The sequence below is a fragment of the Pseudomonas sp. RL_5y_Pfl2_69 genome, from assembly GCF_963970465.1.
In the GTDB taxonomy this organism is placed as follows: domain Bacteria; phylum Pseudomonadota; class Gammaproteobacteria; order Pseudomonadales; family Pseudomonadaceae; genus Aquipseudomonas.
In genome coordinates this window covers 12,522-31,339 of sequence record NZ_CAXAOU010000018.1, presented here as the reverse complement: position 1 = coordinate 31,339, position 18,818 = coordinate 12,522, and the positions used below count along the sequence as shown (strand labels likewise).

Genomic DNA, 18,818 nt, shown 5'->3' with positions numbered 1-18,818 from the left:
AATTACTATAAATTACATCCGCAAAAATGCCATCATCACGCCGCTATCCCATTAGATCTGTTTCTGCGCTCATGGAGTGTTGCCGCTGCCGTCGCGGCCTGGAGTCCTGTTGGAAAACTACTATCGAGAACTGGTGGGTTTTTTGAGTGCCAGGCTGGGTAATGCCCAGGCGGCCGAAGATGTGGTGCATGACGCTTATGTGCGGGTGCTGGAACGTACACGGGGCGAGCCGATAGAACAGCCCCGTGCCTTTCTGTACCGCACGGCACTCAATCTGGTGATTGATGGCCATCGACGCAGCACCTTGCGCCAGTCCGAGCCGCTGGAAGTGCTCGATGGTGAGGAACGTTTTTTCAGCCCCTCGCCCCAGGTACTGCTGGATCAGGGCCAGCGGCTGGACATGATCCAGAAGGCGCTCGCCGAGCTGCCTGCAGCGTGTCGCGAGTGTTTTTTGCTGCGCAAGATCGAAGGCTTGTCACACCCCGAAATTGCCGAGCGCCTCGGCGTATCGCGCAGCGTGGTGGAGAAGCACATCGTCAACGCCATGAAGCATTGCAGGATTCGAATCCGGCAGTGGGACTACGCCTGAATCGTCCGTTTTTGGGCTTAGATAAGTAACACTCCTGCGCCAACCCCCGCTGTTTTACTGGGTGCTCTTTTCCTTAGAAAGTGAGCGCCATGACTGACTCCCAAACGCCTTCTGCCGTACCTCCCCGTCCGGACTTGCCCAGTACCTTGACTCGCCGCGAGCGGTTCGTGATCGAATTGAGCCGCGCGATTGAGGAGGCTGCGTACCCCAGCGAACTGCTTAATCGATTACAGGCTGCAGTGACCGTGAACCAGCATGCGTTGGGCGAGGTACAGGCCTTGTTCAGTGCGGCGCCGACTCTGTATCAGATAGTACATGGCCAGGTGCTTCAGGCTCTGGGGGTCGACCCCGATAACCTGTCCTGGACCAGCGCGCTGCGGCCTGATGCGCCGGTCACGTTGACCTTGACTCAAGTTGCGGTCGAGAGCCTGCGCGACGATTTTTCCGAGGCTGATCTCAATCAGCGAGTCAGCCTGGTCGGTGATGAAGGCGCTACGGGCCAGCCAGTTGTGCTTATCCCCGAGCAAGTATTGAACCAGCTGAATTCACTGGATTTGAAAGGCCGCTACAACAAGGCTGTGCGCGATTACTGGCAGGGCATTGCCCAAGGTCAAAGCGTGAGTTGTTGCGAGTACGTGGGTGTGTTGCGCCGCCAGCTGATTAAAACCCGGGCGCTGCTGGCTCATGCTGCGGGGCAACTGAGCAATGATGGCCTTGATAGGTGGTTGCAGGTGGTGGATGCCCCGACCGACCAGCAACGTCTGGAGGCAGGGGGGGAATCTGGCGATCTGCAAGTCAGTGAAATCGCCTGGGCCAATGGTCATGGACCTGGTAACGGGGTGGTGTTCAAAGGGGCGTTTGTGATCCACGGGCGTGACGCCGAACAAAACGCCCGCGAGCTATTGTTTGTGCCAGGTATGGATACCGAGCTGTTTGAGTTCCCTTCGCGTACGGAGTTACTGGCACAGATGGTGCGCTGGATCGACAGCGAAGCGGGGCCAGGCTGGTTGTTATGGCAACTGTTGCCCTATCACAGCCGTTCAGTGCTGTATGAGTCGGGTAACAGACGGCCATTGGACGACCTCGATTATCGCGCGGTAGCAGACAATATTTTTGAGCACAGCGCCACCGCCAGCGTGTACACACAGCACGCCAATGAGTTGATCAGCGCCGTTATGATCAGCCCGGCGTTGCTAACCGGCGAAGCGACCCTGGAGCCGGTTGATGCCAGTGGTGTGGCCTTGAGTTATGCGCAAACCACCGAGCAATGGCGCCGGGAAGTGGCTGGTAAAGGCTTGTCGTCAGAGATGAGCGCAGTGGTGGCCGAATTTGTTCGCCGTGACGCGCGCTGGCATGAGCAGGATATTTCTTTTGGCAGCCTGGCACCTGAGTTGGCGTTGCGTATTCGCAAGGAAAAAATCGAACTGCACGAACACAGCATTTTGCAGATGTTGAAACCGGGTCTGGTGGATCAAGACACCCCGCAGTTCAATGATTTTTTGACCCACCAACAAGCCTTGAACAACGAGCGCGAATGGTCGTTGGCCTGTTTGAAGGAATTGGCCAGCGAGGCAAATCTTGAAAATGCCGACGTGTTGACGCGTGATGGCGGGCAGGGTTCGCCCCAGAGCCGGTTGATCGCCAGTCGCAATCTGGCACTGCTGCTTGAAGGCCAGTTGCAAGTGTTGCAGCAGCAACTGACCGCTGCGGATTTTGCCTTGCTGACCCAGGCGCTGAAACTCAATCTCGCAGGCCATGACGCCACCACCGAGTTGCGTCTGGTGGCTATTGCACTGGGTACTGAGCAACTGTCCTACCCCCTGGTCGGCTGCTTTGTGATCACTTCGCGCCAAGGGTTGCTCACGCCATCGCTTCAAGCGTCGACCTTGCTGTTTGTACCCGGACAGGAGGGTGGTTTGCTCAGATTCGATTCATTGGCGCAGTTGCGCGAGCACGTGGGTAAAACCCTGTCCCGCCGTACTGACAGCTCGCTGTGGCTCACGGTTGCGTTGGAGGAGCAGGCGCCAGCGCGGGCCTGGGTCGGCGCGGTGCCTTTGCGCTCGCAGGTTGAACTGCAATTGAGCGAAATTACCCTCGGGATTGTCGAGTACAGCGTCAAAGTGCAAATCAAGGCCCACAAGAAAACCCTGCAGGCCATCAACAAGTTCTTGCTGGTGATTATCGGCGCGGATCGGCAGACCGCGCTGCGCCTGCTGGCTCAGACCAGTGCGATGCAATTGCAAGTGCCCGGGCATGCGGCCCGTGAGGTGGCACTTGCTCATGTGGTGATGCAGCGCCAGGCCACGGCACTCCAGCAGCGGCTTGGGCCTTGGTTACTGGCAGCGCCCAATGAGGTCCAGGCTGACTATGCGCGGCGGTCCAGGCAGATCAACGAAAATCAGCTGGCGGTTGAAGAGTATTTGTTCAGGCGCCTGCCTTCTGTCACGGAGTTTGCCACGCAAAAATTGCGTGAGCAGTTCAAGCACGATGGTTTTAAGGAGGATCTGGACCCGCTTGAGGATATGTTCAGCATCCCGGATCAGGTGCAGGTCATGAAGACACTGGGCACTCCGAATTTGCCTACCCCCGCCAGCTTCATACCGAGCATTGAGCTGGCGCAACTGCCTCTGGGGATGCGCACCTACAACCTGGTGCAGTTGGCCCTGGAGAACTTCGACCCGGACGACCCACAAACGGCATTGCGCCTCAAGTATTTGCAGGTGTTGAAGCCAGAGTGGAGCTCGCGCCTGACCGTTGAGTACCTGAGCCGGATCATGCCTGCTCTGGATATCGGAGGTGCCTACGAACAGCAGATCAATATGGCGTTTTATGGGCGGGCGGTGATTGAGCAAAACCATTTCTTGCAAGCGCCGGGCAGCGGCTTGCAGATTCAGCTCATGGCCCGGCCGTATCGGCAGACACTGGAGATGGTGCTGTGGCTGGCCCGGCTTCAGGGCATGGATGCAACCGCCCTGGCGCTGTTCGCTCACACCATCAGGGCGCGAACGCCGGCAGATCTTAAAGTCGCCGGGATGGACATCAGCGTTGGCCATGTCACTTACAGCAGCGATGTCGAACGCTATGCCATGAGCTCGGTGGAGGGGGTGCGCGTCATTCGCGACACCCTGTCGGATATGACACTGATCTATATGCCCGGCACCGCTCACGGCAATAGCCTGGTCATGTATCCCAGCCTGGAGTTGGCCAACGCGGCATTGGCGAGTATGGGCAAAAGCCCGGAGTTGTTGGCTTACCTTGCGCAACGCACGGAACCCGGTGAGGACGCGGCGCAGATTCAAGGCCGCCTGGCCGAAGCCGCGAACCAGGCACCGCAGGACTGGATCGCTGCCGAGTTCAAGGGCGAGGTTGATATGGGCTGGAGCCTGAGCACTGATCGTCCTGAACGCATGATCAAGGTGCTGCGATTGACGTCCCGGTCCACTGCCAAGCGCGATCTCTTGCGCGAGGAGCGCAATCGTCAGCAATGGTTCGCGAACTTCTTTGCGTTGATCGGGTTTATTCCGGGATTGAACCTGTTGTCCGATATTTATTTCATCGACCAGGGATTCAAGGCATTGCGCAATGCCAATTCCGCTTATGAAGCAGCACAGCAGGTGCTGCAAATAGGAATGTGCCTGGTTGATATGATCCTCACTTTCGCGATGCTGGGCCTGGAAAGCCCGCAACCGAGCAAGTGGCAAAGCGTTGTCACCCATGATCCTGTCCCGCCCCGATTGTTATTGCAGACCTTCAAGGCTCGACAAACCCTGGCGCGTGAGGGCTGGGCGGCACGGGCCATTGCGCCAGAGCCCAAACCCTTTGTGATGCCTGACTTCAGCGGTTATGAGATCCCTCTGGCCCCGCAGGACGCCTGCGCCCTGACCGGGCAATACGATCTGGGCAGTTATCGCAAGGATGGCGTGCAATTTATTGTTCAAAAGGGCAAAAGCTACCGCGTGACACGCCCAAAAAATGCCCAAACCCTGCATTTGCAAAATCCGCAGACTCAGCGCTTGGGGCCGCCTGTCCGGCTGGCCGAATCGGGTGAATGGCACTTTGCTTCAGGCTATGGGTTGCCGGGTGGGGTGAAAGAGGCAGAAACCATCTTGATGAATTGCGGCATGTCGCTGGAGGTGGCCCAGGGATTATTGGCCGATTACGACTTTCCGGCCAACTCAGGGCTGGAACACTTGTTTGCCATGAGCGTGCAGCGAGACGGTATCAGGCCCGAATGGGCCAACAAATTCCGGGCCGTCAGTGCAGAGCCCATGGCCGGCCCCTCCCATCGTCCAGCGACCAGCCGACCGGTCACCCCGGGGCTGGAAGACTATGTGGTGACGCCCCGTGTCACCCAGACCCTAGCCAGCAGCGAGCTGTCGATGGATCGAGTTGTGATTGGTGACCATGATCTGTTTGTTGCCCAAGGCACAGATGCGGATGGTTTTTACCCGTTGTATCAACCCAATCCCCTTGATGCCGGGCAACTGCAGGTCTGCGGGCGTCTCTCTCCAGAAGGTGTCTACCACCTCGAAGTACCTGTTGAAATGGATTACATCTCGATTGATGGGCATTTTTACGAGGCGCACTTCAATGAGAACCTCAATCGCCTCACCATCAACAAGCCCGGTGGAAGGGTGGGGCATATGTTGGTGGTGGAGCCCCAAGGGATCTTTCGGCGGATGGGCGAATGGCAATTGCTGCAGTCCCCGGTGGCGCAGCTGGATCTCTCCGCCCGGCTTGACGCACTGGCACGCCAGTTAATGCCGTTACCGGCGACTGATCAGCAAGTCGCCCGATATGTTTCGCGCTATGGGCATCAACTGATCAAATCCACGGTGCCTGAGCTGCTCCTGGCCCGCAGTGTGCCGGAGCTGGAGCGATTGGCCAGGCAACATACCTATCGCAACGGCTTGCCGATTGAAACGCTGATTCGGATCTTCGAGGCGCAAATCAATGGTTTGCCCGTGCCAGAGGGTTTACCGGTTTACGATGAGCTACAGGGCCTGGCGCCCTTGTCCTTGTCTACGCGCAATACCCTCTATATCCATGAGGCTATGGTTTTGGGTGATTTTCTGAGCATCTTGCCCCTGTCCACCGAAGAGTCTGCGCTATTGGCCGACCTGAGCACCTTACTGAACAGTCGAACAAACATAATGTTGTCGACGCAAATGCCAATGAATCAATTTTTGCGCAGTGTTCTGAGGCGTAAAGGCTATGTGTCATTAGGCCGCGGGAACGAAGCGCTGTTTAGACGAGGTTTTTTCAGCCAGATATTCAAAAGCCCTAATGGAGACTTGTATGTAATGACGACAAAGTTCCTGCCACCTCGCAGGACGGGCGTCGGGTTGAAGCCAGTGGTGCTGAATGAGTCGCGACGTGGTTTGCACTTTTCTGATGCCTGGATCGATTCCGTGATTGCCAATCAGATATGGGAGTTCCCTGACAACTCTGTGGCAAAAGCCTTGCGCGAAGCCCATGAGCGCCACCGGTTGTTCAAACTGTTGGCCGGGGTGACGCGGGATGGGCAGGTGATGATTTTCAGGCTACTTGCCCCAGGGGACATTTAGTCCGGGTTCATCCCGGGCTGAACCGATCCTGAAGAATATTCTGATAGATAAAACGTCATCCTTCTTACGGCTTACTCTTTAAACGCCGGGCATCAGCTACCGGCGTTTTGATCATGAGCGAAGTCCCTCAGTGGCATCTGCGCTCGCGTCGCAGGAGTAGCACCATGAAACTCGCCCTGAAAGAATTCTTCGCAGGCTTTTTGCGTACTCGTCATTTCGGCCGGCACTTTCGGCGCCTGGCCTTGCTCGACAGCCTGACCAACACCACGGTCAGTCGGGAAGTTCCACCGACGCTGGCGCAAACCCTCGTGGTCGCTGCCAACAGCGACAGCGCGTTATTGATCGACAACCTGGGCACCCACACCGACGGGTTGAGTGATGCCGAGGTCGATGCGTTGCGTCAGCAGCACGGGCTCAATGAGGTTGAGCACGAACAGCCGCTCAGTCGCTGGGTGCATTTGTGGCACTGCTACAAAAACCCGTTCAACCTGCTGCTGACCTTGCTCGCAGGTGTGTCGCTGGCCACCGATGACGTACAGGCGGCCGTGGTGATCAGCACCATGGTGGTGCTGTCGACCGTGCTGCGTTTTTGGCAGGAGGCAAAGTCCAACAAGGCGGCTGACGCGCTCAAGGAAATGGTGAGCAACACCGCCACGGTGATGCGCCGAGACTTTGGTGCTGACACTTCGCCGATGTTTGGCCGGTTTTCGGGAGCCGCCCGGCAAATCAGGGGCGCGCAGCGTATCGAATTGCCGATCAAGCAACTGGTGCCGGGTGATCTGATTGTGTTGTCGGCAGGCGATATGATTCCGGCTGATTGCCGGGTGCTCAGTGCCAAGGACTTGTTTGTCAGCCAGGCGGCGATGACCGGTGAGTCCATGCCGGTGGAGAAGTTTTCGCGTCAGTTTGACAACCAGACCAGCAACCCGCTGGAGCTGGAAAATATCTTGTTCATGGGCACCAACGTGGTTTCCGGTGCGGCGACGGCGGTGGTACTGACCACGGGTAATAACACCTATTTTGGCGCGCTGGCCCAACGGGTGGGTGCGACCGATCGTGGCCCGACTTCGTTTCAGACCGGGGTCAACAACATCAGTTGGCTACTCATCCGCTTCATGTTTGTGATGGCGCCGCTGGTGCTCTTTATCAATGGTTTTACCAAGGGGGACTGGACCGAAGCCTTGCTGTTCGCGTTGTCGGTGGCCGTGGGGCTGACCCCGGAAATGTTGCCGATGATTGTCACCTCGACCCTGGCCAAGGGCGCGGTGTTTTTGTCCCGTAAAAAAGTCATCGTCAAACGCCTGGATGCGATTCAGAACTTTGGCGCGATGGATGTGCTGTGCACCGACAAGACCGGCACCCTGACCCAGGACAAGATTTTTCTGGCCCGGCACGTTGATGTGTGGGGGCAAGAGTCTGACGACGTACTGGAAATGGCCTACCTCAATAGCTACTACCAGACCGGCTTGAAGAACCTGCTGGACGTAGCGGTGCTGGAGCACGTTGAGGTTCACCGTGAGCTGAACGTGGGCACGGCTTTCAGCAAGGTGGATGAAATCCCGTTCGACTTTACCCGCCGACGCATGTCGGTGGTGGTGGCCGAGCAGGATCAGCCTCATCTGCTGATCTGCAAGGGGGCTGTCGAAGAAGTGCTGTCGGTGTGTAACACCGTGCGCCATGGTGATCTGGAAGAAGCCCTGAGCGCTGAACTGCTGGCGCGTATTCGCCAGGTGACCGCCGAATTCAATGAGGAAGGCTTGCGGGTTGTGGCCGTGGCTGCGCGGCCAATGACCGGGGGGCGGGACACTTACAGCCTGGCGGACGAACAGGAGCTGACGCTGATTGGCTATGTGGCGTTCCTGGACCCTCCCAAGGAGAGCACCGCCCCGGCGCTCAAGGCGTTGGCCGAGCATGGCGTTGCCGTAAAAGTGCTGACCGGCGATAACGAATTGGTTACGGCCAAAATCTGCCGGGAGGTCGGCCTGGAGCAACAGGGCCTGCTGATGGGCAACGACATTGAGCGCATGAGTGATGCCCAGTTGGCGGTGGCAGTGGAAACCACCAACGTATTTGCCCGGCTTACCCCCACGCACAAGGAACGTATCGTGCGTTTGCTCAAGGCCAATGGTCATGTGGTCGGCTTTATGGGCGACGGGATCAACGATGCCCCGGCATTGCGCACGGCAGATATCGGGATTTCGGTGGACAGTGCGGTAGACATCGCCAAGGAGGCAGCTGACATCATTCTGTTGGAAAAAAGCCTCATGGTGCTGGAGGAGGGTGTGCTGGAAGGGCGCCGCACTTTTGCCAACATGCTTAAGTACATCAAAATGACTGCCAGTTCGAACTTCGGCAATGTGTTCTCGGTGTTGGTCGCCAGTGCGTTTATTCCGTTTCTGCCAATGTTGCCGATGCACTTGCTGGTGCAGAACCTGCTTTACGACGTGTCACAAATTGCTATCCCGTTCGATAACGTCGATGAGGAAATGCTGAAAAAACCGCAGCGCTGGCAGCCTGCTGATGTCGGGCGTTTCATGTTGTTCTTTGGACCGATTAGCTCAGTCTTCGACATCCTGACTTTTGGGCTGATGTGGTACGTCTTCAAAGCCAACACACCCGAACACCAGACCCTGTTTCAGTCGGGCTGGTTTGTGGTCGGCTTGCTGACCCAAACCCTGATCGTCCACATGATACGTACACCGAAAATCCCGTTCCTTCAAAGCCGCGCGGCAATGCCGTTGATGGTGATGACGGGGATCATCATGGCCGTTGGCATTCTCCTGCCAATGGGGCCTTTGGCAGGTTACTTCAAGTTGCAGGCGTTACCGGGGTTGTACTTTGTGTTCTTGCCAATGATTTTGCTGGCCTACATGGTGCTGACCCAGGCAGTAAAAGGCTTCTACATTCGCAAGTTTGGATGGCAATAAGAATTAACTTTGACATTTAAAGAGAGCCGAATCGTTATTCGGCTTTTGGATCCATATCTTGGGAAAAAACCTACAAATCAGATGGTGTTTTCCCTTCTCGTAGATCGTCTCCGATTAGCGATCATCCCCGGCTCGATTTCGAACGGGGTAGGGTATGTTGCGCATAGATATTGTGGACTTTGGAGATTATGTTCGTAAGAACTGTCCTATACTTTCAGTGTCATTCATCAGGTCGTTTTTTCCAGGCTTTGGCTTGCAGTACCTATTCAAAACGATATGTTTGTGCCTGATATACGCTGATGCTCGGCTAGCTAGCGGAGGATTAAAGGTATGAAAGTGTTGATTGCGGATGATCATTCACTTATTCGGTCAGCCATGAAAGTACTGCTGGAAAGCCAGGGTTATGAAGTCGTGGCTGAGGCGGCCAATGGCACTGACACTGTTCAATTGGCGCGTTTGCATCATGTTGACCTGATTGTCCTGGATATCACCATGCCCGGCCTTGATGGCCTGGAGGTGATCAATCGAATCAGGGTCGCAGGGCTGGACACCCGTATTCTGGTGCTGACGTCTCAATCCCCCCTGTTTTATTCCCAACGGTGCATGAAAGCCGGGGCGGCAGGGTTCATCAGTAAAAGCCAGGACCTCACCGAGTTGTTGAGGGCCGTGAAAATAATCATGGATGGTTACACGTTTTTTCCGTACCTGGCGGCCAGTTCAGTACGCAACAGTGATGCAAACATGAGCGACGTTGAATTGATTCAGCATTTGTCGGCCCGGGAGTTGTACATATTGCAACAGCTCGCCCGTGGCTTGAGTAACAAGAAGATTGCTGAAGACATGATATTGAGCAGTAAGACCATCAGTACTTACAAGGCGAGGTTGATTGAGAAGTTGAATATAAAGTCGGTCGTTTATTTGGCAGATTTTGCCAAGCGCAATGATTTGATTTAATTGAAAACTCTTGCATGTCTGGGACTTGCTGGGCTGCTGCTTGTCCTTGGCCAGTACGTCGCAGCCGCTGAAACATCGGTGCAGACATTGCGCCTGTTGGGACGTTCAAGTGTTGAAGAATACAGCGTGGTACTTGAGCCTTCCGAAGTGCAATGGCTCAAACAACAGGGCCCCTTGCGTCTTGGCATCTCGGCTCCCGATTACGGTCCGTTTGATCTGGTCGTCAATGGCCAGGACTTCGAAGGCTTGACCGCCGATTATGCGCAGTTGCTGTCGCAGTTGCTGCACATCGATATTGAGGTCAAACGGTATCCCTCAAGGCCGTTGGCGATAGAAGCACTCAAGCAGGGCGAGCTGGACTTATTAAGCAGCTCCAATGGTTTCGAGGCACAAGATCCCCAGTTGGTGCTAAGCCTTGCCTACGCAGACGATTCGCCTGCGCTGGTGACGCGCATCAGTAATCGTGAGCGTCCACCCGTCGATCTGGCAGGGTTGCGTGTGGCCATGCTTGATCACTATTTACCGCCACAAAAGGTCAAGGATTTTTACCCCAAGGCTACCTTGCAGTTGTATCCCTCAACCCTGACGGCGATCGGCGCCGTGGCGTTTGGCCAGGCCGACGTCTACCTCGGGGATTTCATCAGTGCCAATTACCTGATCAACAAAAACTACTTGAACAACGTGCAACTGGCTGACTTTTCCCGGCTGGAAGACAACCCGTTCTCTTTTGCAGTACGCCGCGATAACCCCAGATTACTGCGCGTTGTTAATGCGGCGCTGGCGGCGATTCCGCCCAGTGCACGCATGACGATCCTGCGGCGATGGAGCTCCGACGGGCCTCAAATCACTAACCCCTGGCGCTTTAACCCCAGTCCTGGCGAGCAGCGCTGGATGGCTATGCACCCCAAGTTAAAGGTGGCGATCAATGATCAGTTTGTACCGTTGTCATTCTTTGATGAGCAGGGCACGTTCAAGGGGTTGATTGCTGATCTGTTAACCAAGATCAGTGTACACACAGGGCTTGAGTTCGAAGCCGTGCGCGAGAGCACGGTGGCTGAGGGGGTTAAGCTGGTCAGCTCGGGCAAGGCACACATGCTGGGAGGAATCACGAGCGGTACTGCCCGAGAGAATCAACTGCGCTTTACCAGACCTTACCTCACAACGCCTTTTGTGCTGACCACCCGAATTGGTTCTGATGTGCCTGAAACCCTGGATGAAATGTCGGGCCGGCGGGTGGCATTGGTGCGTGGCAACGTGTTACGCGAGTTTATTGAGCAGAACTACCCCGGCATTCAGGTGGTGGAGGCTGACAACCCTCCTGCGGCCCTGAGCATGGTGGCAGAAGGCGCAGCTGATGCGGCGGTCAGTGCGCTGGTCAGTGCACGCTACCTGGTCTCGAGGCGTTTTAGTAAACAGCTGCAAATCACCAGCACGGTAGGTACACAACCCGAGCAGATCGGCTTTGCCACAGCCAGCAATGATCCGCAGCTGAACTCCATTCTGGGCAAGGCGCTCATGAGCATTACCCCAGGAGAAATGAGTGAGCTGACCGGCCGTTGGCGCACTGACATACCCGTCGTTGAAAGCTATTGGCTGCGTAATCGTGCGGCAATTATTCAAGGGTTTGCCATTGCGGCGGCCCTGCTCTTGGTGGCGGTTGCCTGGATTACTTACTTGCAGCGAGTGATAGCCAGGCGTCAGCAGCTCATGAACGAGTTGAACGTCGCCAAACAAAGTGCCGATGAGGCTAATCGGGCGAAGACAACATTCCTGGCGACCATGAGTCATGAAATACGCACACCCATGAATGCGGTAATCGGCATGCTTGAACTGGCCATGAAAAAAGCCGACCAGGGTGTCATGGATCGGTTTGCAATCGAAGTGGCATCGGTCTCGGCCCGCGAGTTACTCGACTTGATTGGCGATATTCTGGATATCGCGCGTATTGAATCCGGTTATTTGTCATTGACCCCCAAGCGCTCCAATCTCAAGTCCCTGGTAGAGGCCGTGGCACGGATGTTCGATGGACTTGCACGCCAGAAGCACTTGAGCCTGACGTGCGAATTGAGCCCTGCGTCGGACACAGATGTCTTGATCGATCCGATGCGTTTTAAACAAGTCGTCTCCAATATGTTGAGCAATGCCATCAAGTTCACGAATGTGGGCGCAGTTCGGTTGAAACTGCACGTGGAGCCTGTTCACGATGGGCAGCAGGTGTCGGTGTGCTTGCGCGTTGAGGATACGGGCGTAGGTATTTCTGATGAAGACCAGTCTCGACTGTTCAGTCCATTTGTTCAGGCCAGCAACAACACCCAGTCTGCGCGCAGTGGCTCAGGGTTGGGCTTGGTGATTAGCCGTGAACTCTGCGAAATGATGGGCGGGCAGTTGCGCCTCAGTAGCGTGCAGGGGGCCGGAACTCAGGTTGAGATCACGATGGTCGTGCCATTGCTTGAGCCTGAAGAAATCGCCGTCGAGGAGGCGCAGCAAGAAGTCGGGAGCACACGCTCGCTGAATGTATTGGTGGTGGATGATTATCCGGCGAACCGGATGCTGCTGGCCCAGCAACTCAGCTACCTGGGGCACCGCGTGACCGACGCCGAAAATGGTGCGCTGGGTCTGAAGGCATGGCGGATGGGGCAGTTCGACGTGGTCATCACTGATTGTTCCATGCCGGTCATGGATGGCTATGAGCTGGCACGGGCAGTGCGGTCAGAGGAGGTCGGGTTGGGGCGGGCGCCCTGCCAGATTTTTGGTTTTACGGCCAATGCACAACCCGAGGAGGCTGAGCGTTGCCGGGAGGCTGGAATGGATCAGTGTTTGTTCAAGCCCATCAGTTTGAAGGACTTGAGTGCCTGCCTGGCGACTGGGGTACCGCAGGGGCCATCAGGCAAGAGTGCCGATGGGTCTGACGGGCAGATTGATCTGACTTATCTTAAACAGTTGAGCCAAGGTGATGATGGGGTGGTCCACAAACTGCTCTCTGAACTGGCCATCAGTAATCGCCAGGACCTCGGCGTACTGATCGAGCTGTTTGTGAAAGATGATTATGAGGGATTGAGTGCACTGGCACATGGTGTCAAAGGAGGAGGCAAGCTCATTCAAGCCACGAAGCTGATTGAGTGTTGCGAGCAACTGGAAGAGATTTGCAGGATGGCTGAACCACAAGGTCTTGCTGGCGCTGTCGATGCACTGCACTACAGCATGGAGCAACTGGCCGACGAGCTGGACCGTTATGCTCAAGCCGATGAGTCTCATGAATGACGAGGCCAAAATGCCAACAAAAACATTACGAATATTGATTGCCGATGATGATCCTGTACAAGCGCTGAAAATGGAAAGGGCTCTTAACCTTCTGGGCTATTACCGGATTGCGCCTTTGTACAACCCTGAGGCCTTGGTGAGCTTGAGAGCAGCCCGGACCAATGAGTATGACGTGCTGCTGATCAGCCAGAAAATGGCAGGAGGGGGCATTGCGGATGAAGCTCAATTCCACAAGGAAAATTCGCAGTTTCGCCATGTACTGATTTATACGGATGCTGAGAGTTTTTCAAATCAGCTCGCCACCCGGATGTCGATGCTTGATTCCACGCACTTGCCCTGAAACGGATACTTGTGTGCTTCACAGGGGCCGCGCTAAGGTCTGGAGTTCTCATAAACAGACACCAGGATTGGTCGAGGAATGCCCGTAATGTCGGATGTCGTGGTAGTTCAAGCTGATTATACAAACCCGGTTCATGCTCAAGCGCTGAGAGACGTGTTGAACCACTACGCCAAAGACCCCATGGGTGGAGGTGAAGAGTTGTCGCAGGACGTGTTGGCGCAATTGCCGGCAGAGCTTGCCCGGCGCCCTCATGCGTTTAGCGTGCTGGCGTTCGTCAACGGCGAGGCGGCAGGTCTGGTGAACTGTTTTGAAGGTTTTTCGACGTTTGCTGGCAAACCGTTAGTCAACGTACATGATGTGTCAGTGGTCGATACGTTTCGCGGTCTGGGCCTGAGCCAGAAAATGTTGCTCAAGGTCGAAGACATTGCCCGTGAGCGAGGCTGCTGCAAGATCACCCTGGAAGTGCTTGAGGGCAACCCCGTGGCTCAAGGTTCCTATCGCAAGTTTGGTTTCAGCGATGGGCAGCTCGACCCTGCTCACGGGCGCATGATGTTCTGGAACAAATATTTGTAAGCGCGGCGGGTTTCACACGTCCTGCGGGAACGGTGCTTGCCCGTCCTGCAGGTGGTGCGGTGTTTCAGGCTTGCCGCGGCGACTGCATCGCGAGCAAGCCCGTTTCCGCTGTGCTTGATAAAGCTCCGGTTTAGAGCGTCCACTCCAGACCAACACTCACCGTTCGCGGCTCGCCCCAGAACACGCCGTTATAGAAGCCGACGTTTTCGTAATACTTCTGATCGAGCAGGTTCTTGACGTTCAATGATGCCGAGACGTGTTCGTCGAATGTGTAGCGGGCCATCAGGTCGACGAGGGTGTAGGACTTTTGGGTGATGTCTTCTTTAAAGGTGATCGGATAACCCGCTGCATTTTTCTGTCCGGTAGGACGGTTGGCAGCGCGATAGATATCGCTTTGCCAGTTGACGGCGGCGCCCACGGTCATGGCACTCCACTCACCTGGCAGGCGGTAGGTGCTCGAAATCTTGACCAGATTCAAAGGCGACGCGGTATTCATGCGTTGGCCTGCGGCGTTGCGTGAATGGGTGTAGGTGTAACCGGCGACCATGTTCCAGTCCTGCATGACCTCACCGGCCAGTTCGACCTCAAAGCCATTGATCTTGTTGCCCTTGCCACCGGATTTGTAATATTCCTCGCCCTTGGGGCCACGAGGCACTGAGTCGTCGATTTCCGGTACGTTGTCCTGCTTGCTCCAGAACACGGCTGTCGACAGGTTGAGGCGTTCTTGCAAGAAGCTGCCCTTCAAGCCCAGCTCATAATTGCTGCCCACCACCGGTTCAAGATAAGCATCGCCTACGCCCTTGTTGGTTGTAGGTTTGAATATATCGGTGTAGCTCGCGTAGACCGTCAACTCCTCGGTGAAGTCATACAGCAAGCCCGCGTAAGGCGTGATGATGTCGTTTTGTGTCTGACTGACTTTTGTGTGCTTGAGAGGGCCTGAATTGTTCTCAACAAACACGGTGTTGGCGTTGGAGCTTTTCCAGCTGCCATAACGGGTGCCGAGTACGGCATGCCATTCATCCGTCAGGTTGAAGCGTGTAGCCAGGTAACCGGACTTTTGTTTGACGATGTTTTGGCTGCCCTCAATGCCGGTATTAAAGTCCTGATACTTGGGAATCGAACTCATGTCCTGCCAGTTTGGAATGGTGTCGTAGGTCTCTGGGTTGAGGTTAATCATCAAGGGTGACGTGTTGTCGTTTTTGGCCTGGCCGTAACCCACCATCAACTCGTGGTCACGCCCGAACAAGGGGTAAGTGCCTGAGATATTGACGTCGACGGCGGTCATTTTTTCTTCGCCGATAAAATGGCTGTTATAGGCCGACATACCTGTGCCATCGGCATTGGGGAAACCGCCCCCGGCGTAGTAGACCTTGCCTTCGGCGTCACTGGTGCGATGGGTGTAGGCCGCTTTGAGGTGCCAGTCATTGGACAGTTGCTGGTCCAGGGTGGCGAAGGCGGTCTTGTCCTTCATCGGCCATGAACTCCAGGAGGTGGCCAGGTTGGTTGAGCGGCCAAATTTGGCTTTCTCGCCCGAACCGGTCCAATAGGGAGTGGTCCCCCAGGACGACCCTTTTACCTGTTTGTCCTGGTAGTCGTAACCCACTGCCAGGAGGGTGGTGTCGGTCAGGTCTGCTTCCAGAATGCCGTAGGCCACTTCACGCTTGAGTGCATAGATATCGCGAAACGACTTGCTGTCGCGATAAGACAACACGGTGCGCCCGCGCAAACGACCGTCGAAAGCCAGCGGGCCGCCCACGTCGACATAGCTGTAATAGTCATCGTAACTGCCGCCTGTTGCCCCGGCCTTGGCCTGCAATTGGTGGGTGGGGCGTTTGCGGATCATGTTGATGGTGCCCGACGGATCGCCCGCGCCGGTTGTGAGGCCGGTGGCGCCGCGCACCACTTCAATTCGGTCGTAGATGATGGTGTCGGCATCAGTCTTCATAAAACTGAACGTATTGAGCATCCCGTCAATCTGGAAGTTGGAGATGGTGTAGCCGCGTGACGAATAACTGACCCGGTCGGAGTCGTTGTGCTGCACCACAATCCCCGTGGTATGGCGCATGGCCTCGGTCAGGGTGTTGAGGTTGAAGTCATCCATCTCCTGACGGGTCACGACTGAGATCGACTGCGGGGTTTCGCGAATACTCAAGTTGAGTTTGGTCGCGGTGCTGGTCGAGCCCGTGGTGTAGGAGCCGGTATTTTCGGTGCTGGCGCCCAGGCCTTGGGCGGTGACACTGGTACTGCCCAGTTCCAGTGAAGGGGAGGTTTTCTCTACGTCATCCTGCTCGGTGTCTGCCAACAATTGCGGGCTGACGGTAGTGCCGATAAGCCCGAGTGTCAGGGTCATGGAACGGGTAAATGGCGCGAACATCGCTGCCGACTCCTTGTCGTTGTTATGAAGTTGTCTAGTGCTTCAAACGAATGACAAGGAGAAGGTTTAGAGATAATGAGAATTATTTGTGATGTATGTGCCTGAAAACGAGCAAGGCGCCATTGGCGCCCTGCAGGTTATTTATTGCTTGGCTACATTGCCTGCAGCCGGAGGTTTAGGCTTGATCAGGCTGAAGTCGATCAAGGCTTTCTGCGGGCGCGAGTACGGGTCGCCAATCAGTTGCGGGCGGGCGACAAACTGATCGCTGACCAGGCTTTTCTTGTCGTCCAGTTCATCGGCACTCAGGCCGGCCAGATCAGTCCAGGTATGGATGAACTGCGAGCTGCTGTAAGGACGGCTGAGGTCACTGGCGAAATTCCAGGTGTGGTTTTCACGCCATTTTGGCGATGCCCAGGCCATGAACGGAATGGTGTACATCGGTGCTGTCGGCTTGGCTTCGTTACGGCCCAGGGTGTTGTGACCGACCGAATCGAATACATCTTCGCCGTGGTCGGACAGATACAACAGAAAGCCGTTGGGGTCGGTTTTGGCGAAGTCCTTGATCAGGCTCGACACCACGAAATCGTTATACAACACGGCGTTGTCGTAGCTGTTGTAAGTCGGTACCTGGTCGTCGGTCAGTCCGGCTGGCACACCGGTACGGTCCACGAACTTGTCGAAGGTCGGCGGGTAACGGTACTGGTAGCTCATGTGGGTGCCGAGCAGGTGGATCACGATCAGTTTGCGCGGGGCGCTGTCGGCCAGGATCTTGTTGAACGGCTCAATGACATCGCCGTCGTACTGGCGAGCGTTCTGGTTGCGGTTGTTGTTGAGGTAGACCTGTTCATCAGCCTGCTCGGAGAAGGTGGTGAGCATGGTGTTGCGCTTGGTCATGGTCTGCTGGTTGGTGACCCAGAAGGTTTTGTAGCCCGCTTGCTTCATGACACTGACCAGTGACGGAGTACTGAGGTACAGATCCGGGTTTTCTTCGTCAGCGAACGTCAGCACTTGTTGCAGGGCTTCAATGGTGTAGGGCCGTGGAGTGACGACGTTGTCGAAAATCGCCAGTTGATCGCGCAATTTATCGAGGTTTGGCGTTGTTTCGCGCGGGTAGCCATAGAGGCTCATGCGCTGGCGATTGGTCGATTCGCCTATGACCAGCACCAGGGTGGTTGGCTTGCCGGCTTCGTTGTCCTTGAGGTTGGTCAGGGGCGGAATCTTGCTGGCGCTGGCCAGCATGCCTTGCATGTTATCCAGTTGCTCCAGATAACGGCGATACGCCACTACCATCTGCCACGGCACTGCAGGTTCGACACGGCTTTCGAAGCTTTCCATGGCGGAGGCCATAGAGTCGTGCTTCATTGTCTGTTTGATCAGCGGGTAACCGATAACCGCCACCAGTATGGCAACCGCTGCAGCCCAGGCCTGCACGCGGGGCAGGTACACCGGGCGCAAGCGTGACCACAGGAACACGGCGAAAGCGGTATGGGCCACGAATGCCAGCACCATCCACCAGGCAAAATACTGGGTCATGTATTCGCCAGCTTCGGAGATGTTCGATTCGAACATGATGAAGATGACGCTTTGCGAGAATTCTTGCTGATAGATAAAGAAGTAGCCCAGGCTTGCCATCGAGCAGGCCCACAGCACGACGCCAATCACGGCAGCCATTACGCGGGTGTGCTTGGGAAACATCAGCATAGGGGCCAACCAGACGGCACTCATCACAAAGGCCTGGCGGAACCCCGAGAAGCCGGAGGTGCCGGTCAGCTGGATCAGTAGCTGGGTGATGCCGGAAAAATACCAGAAGAACAGGAACAGCCAACCCAGGCCGGCCCAGTCAAATCCTTTCGCAGACGTGTTGCTGCGTTTAAACATCCCCATACAGCGCTCCAGCTGATAACTGACTTGAATGGTTGTTGCCTTTTAACCAGGCACAACACATGGGGGCTGCCTCGCGAAAGAGCAGCCACAAAGTGTTCAAGTATCTCCAAGTGCATGTGAAAACTTTGTCGCCAATTGCTGCGCTTGCGAGGGGTTGTCGGCGCATTCGGCGACCTTGAGGGGTATTGGTTTTGCAATCTTTGCTGCTTCGTCCGTCTGTTGAGTGTATTGAATCGGGAATCTGCCCTTCACCTTGTGCGAAACTATGCACCATGTGTCAGGACTGATCCTGACCGGGCACCTTGGGCAATGTTGCACTAAGGTGCTGTACACCTATTTATTTGTCGTT

At 55.8% G+C, this 18,818-nt stretch carries 9 protein-coding genes; 7 read left to right on the top strand and 2 right to left on the bottom strand.

Annotated features, from left to right (window positions below; all coding sequences use genetic code 11):
- Positions 1 to 109 precede the first annotated feature (109 nt).
- The 7 genes from AACY07_RS23425 to AACY07_RS23395 all read left to right on the top strand — a co-directional run bounded on the left by AACY07_RS23425 (position 110) and on the right by AACY07_RS23395 (position 14,211).
- Complete coding sequence (locus AACY07_RS23425; protein WP_339478074.1) at positions 110 to 589, top strand: sigma-70 family RNA polymerase sigma factor; 480 nt, start codon at positions 110 to 112, stop codon at positions 587 to 589.
- Between the two features lie 89 nt (positions 590 to 678).
- A complete protein-coding gene (locus tag AACY07_RS23420; protein ID WP_339478072.1) occupies positions 679 to 6,156 on the top strand; it encodes a dermonecrotic toxin domain-containing protein in 5,478 nt (1,825 codons plus the stop codon).
- Positions 6,157 to 6,320: 164 nt separating this feature from the next.
- Positions 6,321 to 9,083 (top strand): magnesium-translocating P-type ATPase, encoded by a 2,763-nt coding sequence (gene mgtA / locus AACY07_RS23415; protein ID WP_339478070.1) that lies wholly within the window; start codon positions 6,321 to 6,323, stop codon positions 9,081 to 9,083.
- Positions 9,084 to 9,413: 330 nt separating this feature from the next.
- Positions 9,414 to 10,037, top strand: coding sequence for a response regulator transcription factor (locus AACY07_RS23410; protein ID WP_133077901.1), 624 nt, complete (start codon positions 9,414 to 9,416; stop codon positions 10,035 to 10,037).
- Positions 10,038 to 13,298 carry an ATP-binding protein gene (locus tag AACY07_RS23405; RefSeq protein ID WP_339478068.1) on the top strand — a complete coding sequence of 1,087 codons (3,261 nt, stop codon included), beginning with the start codon at positions 10,038 to 10,040 and terminating at the stop codon, positions 13,296 to 13,298. It begins immediately after the preceding gene.
- A complete protein-coding gene (locus AACY07_RS23400; protein ID WP_257622913.1) occupies positions 13,291 to 13,638 on the top strand; it encodes a hypothetical protein in 348 nt (115 codons plus the stop codon). Before AACY07_RS23405 ends, AACY07_RS23400 begins: the two co-directional genes overlap by 8 nt.
- 87 nt (positions 13,639 to 13,725) lie before the next feature.
- Positions 13,726 to 14,211: a GNAT family N-acetyltransferase gene (locus AACY07_RS23395; RefSeq protein WP_133077989.1), complete on the top strand. Its 486-nt coding sequence runs from the start codon at positions 13,726 to 13,728 to the stop codon at positions 14,209 to 14,211.
- A 130-nt stretch (positions 14,212 to 14,341) separates the two neighbouring features.
- Here the strand turns inward: AACY07_RS23395 and AACY07_RS23390 are convergent, their stop codons facing one another.
- Together AACY07_RS23390 and AACY07_RS23385 are read right to left on the bottom strand one after the other, a co-directional pair.
- Positions 14,342 to 16,585 carry a TonB-dependent siderophore receptor gene (locus AACY07_RS23390; RefSeq protein WP_339478066.1) on the bottom strand — a complete coding sequence of 748 codons (2,244 nt, stop codon included), beginning with the start codon at positions 16,583 to 16,585 and terminating at the stop codon, positions 14,342 to 14,344.
- A 141-nt stretch (positions 16,586 to 16,726) separates the two neighbouring features.
- A complete protein-coding gene (locus AACY07_RS23385; RefSeq protein WP_339478064.1) occupies positions 16,727 to 18,469 on the bottom strand; it encodes a phosphoethanolamine transferase CptA in 1,743 nt (580 codons plus the stop codon).
- Positions 18,470 to 18,818: the final 349 nt, after the last annotated feature.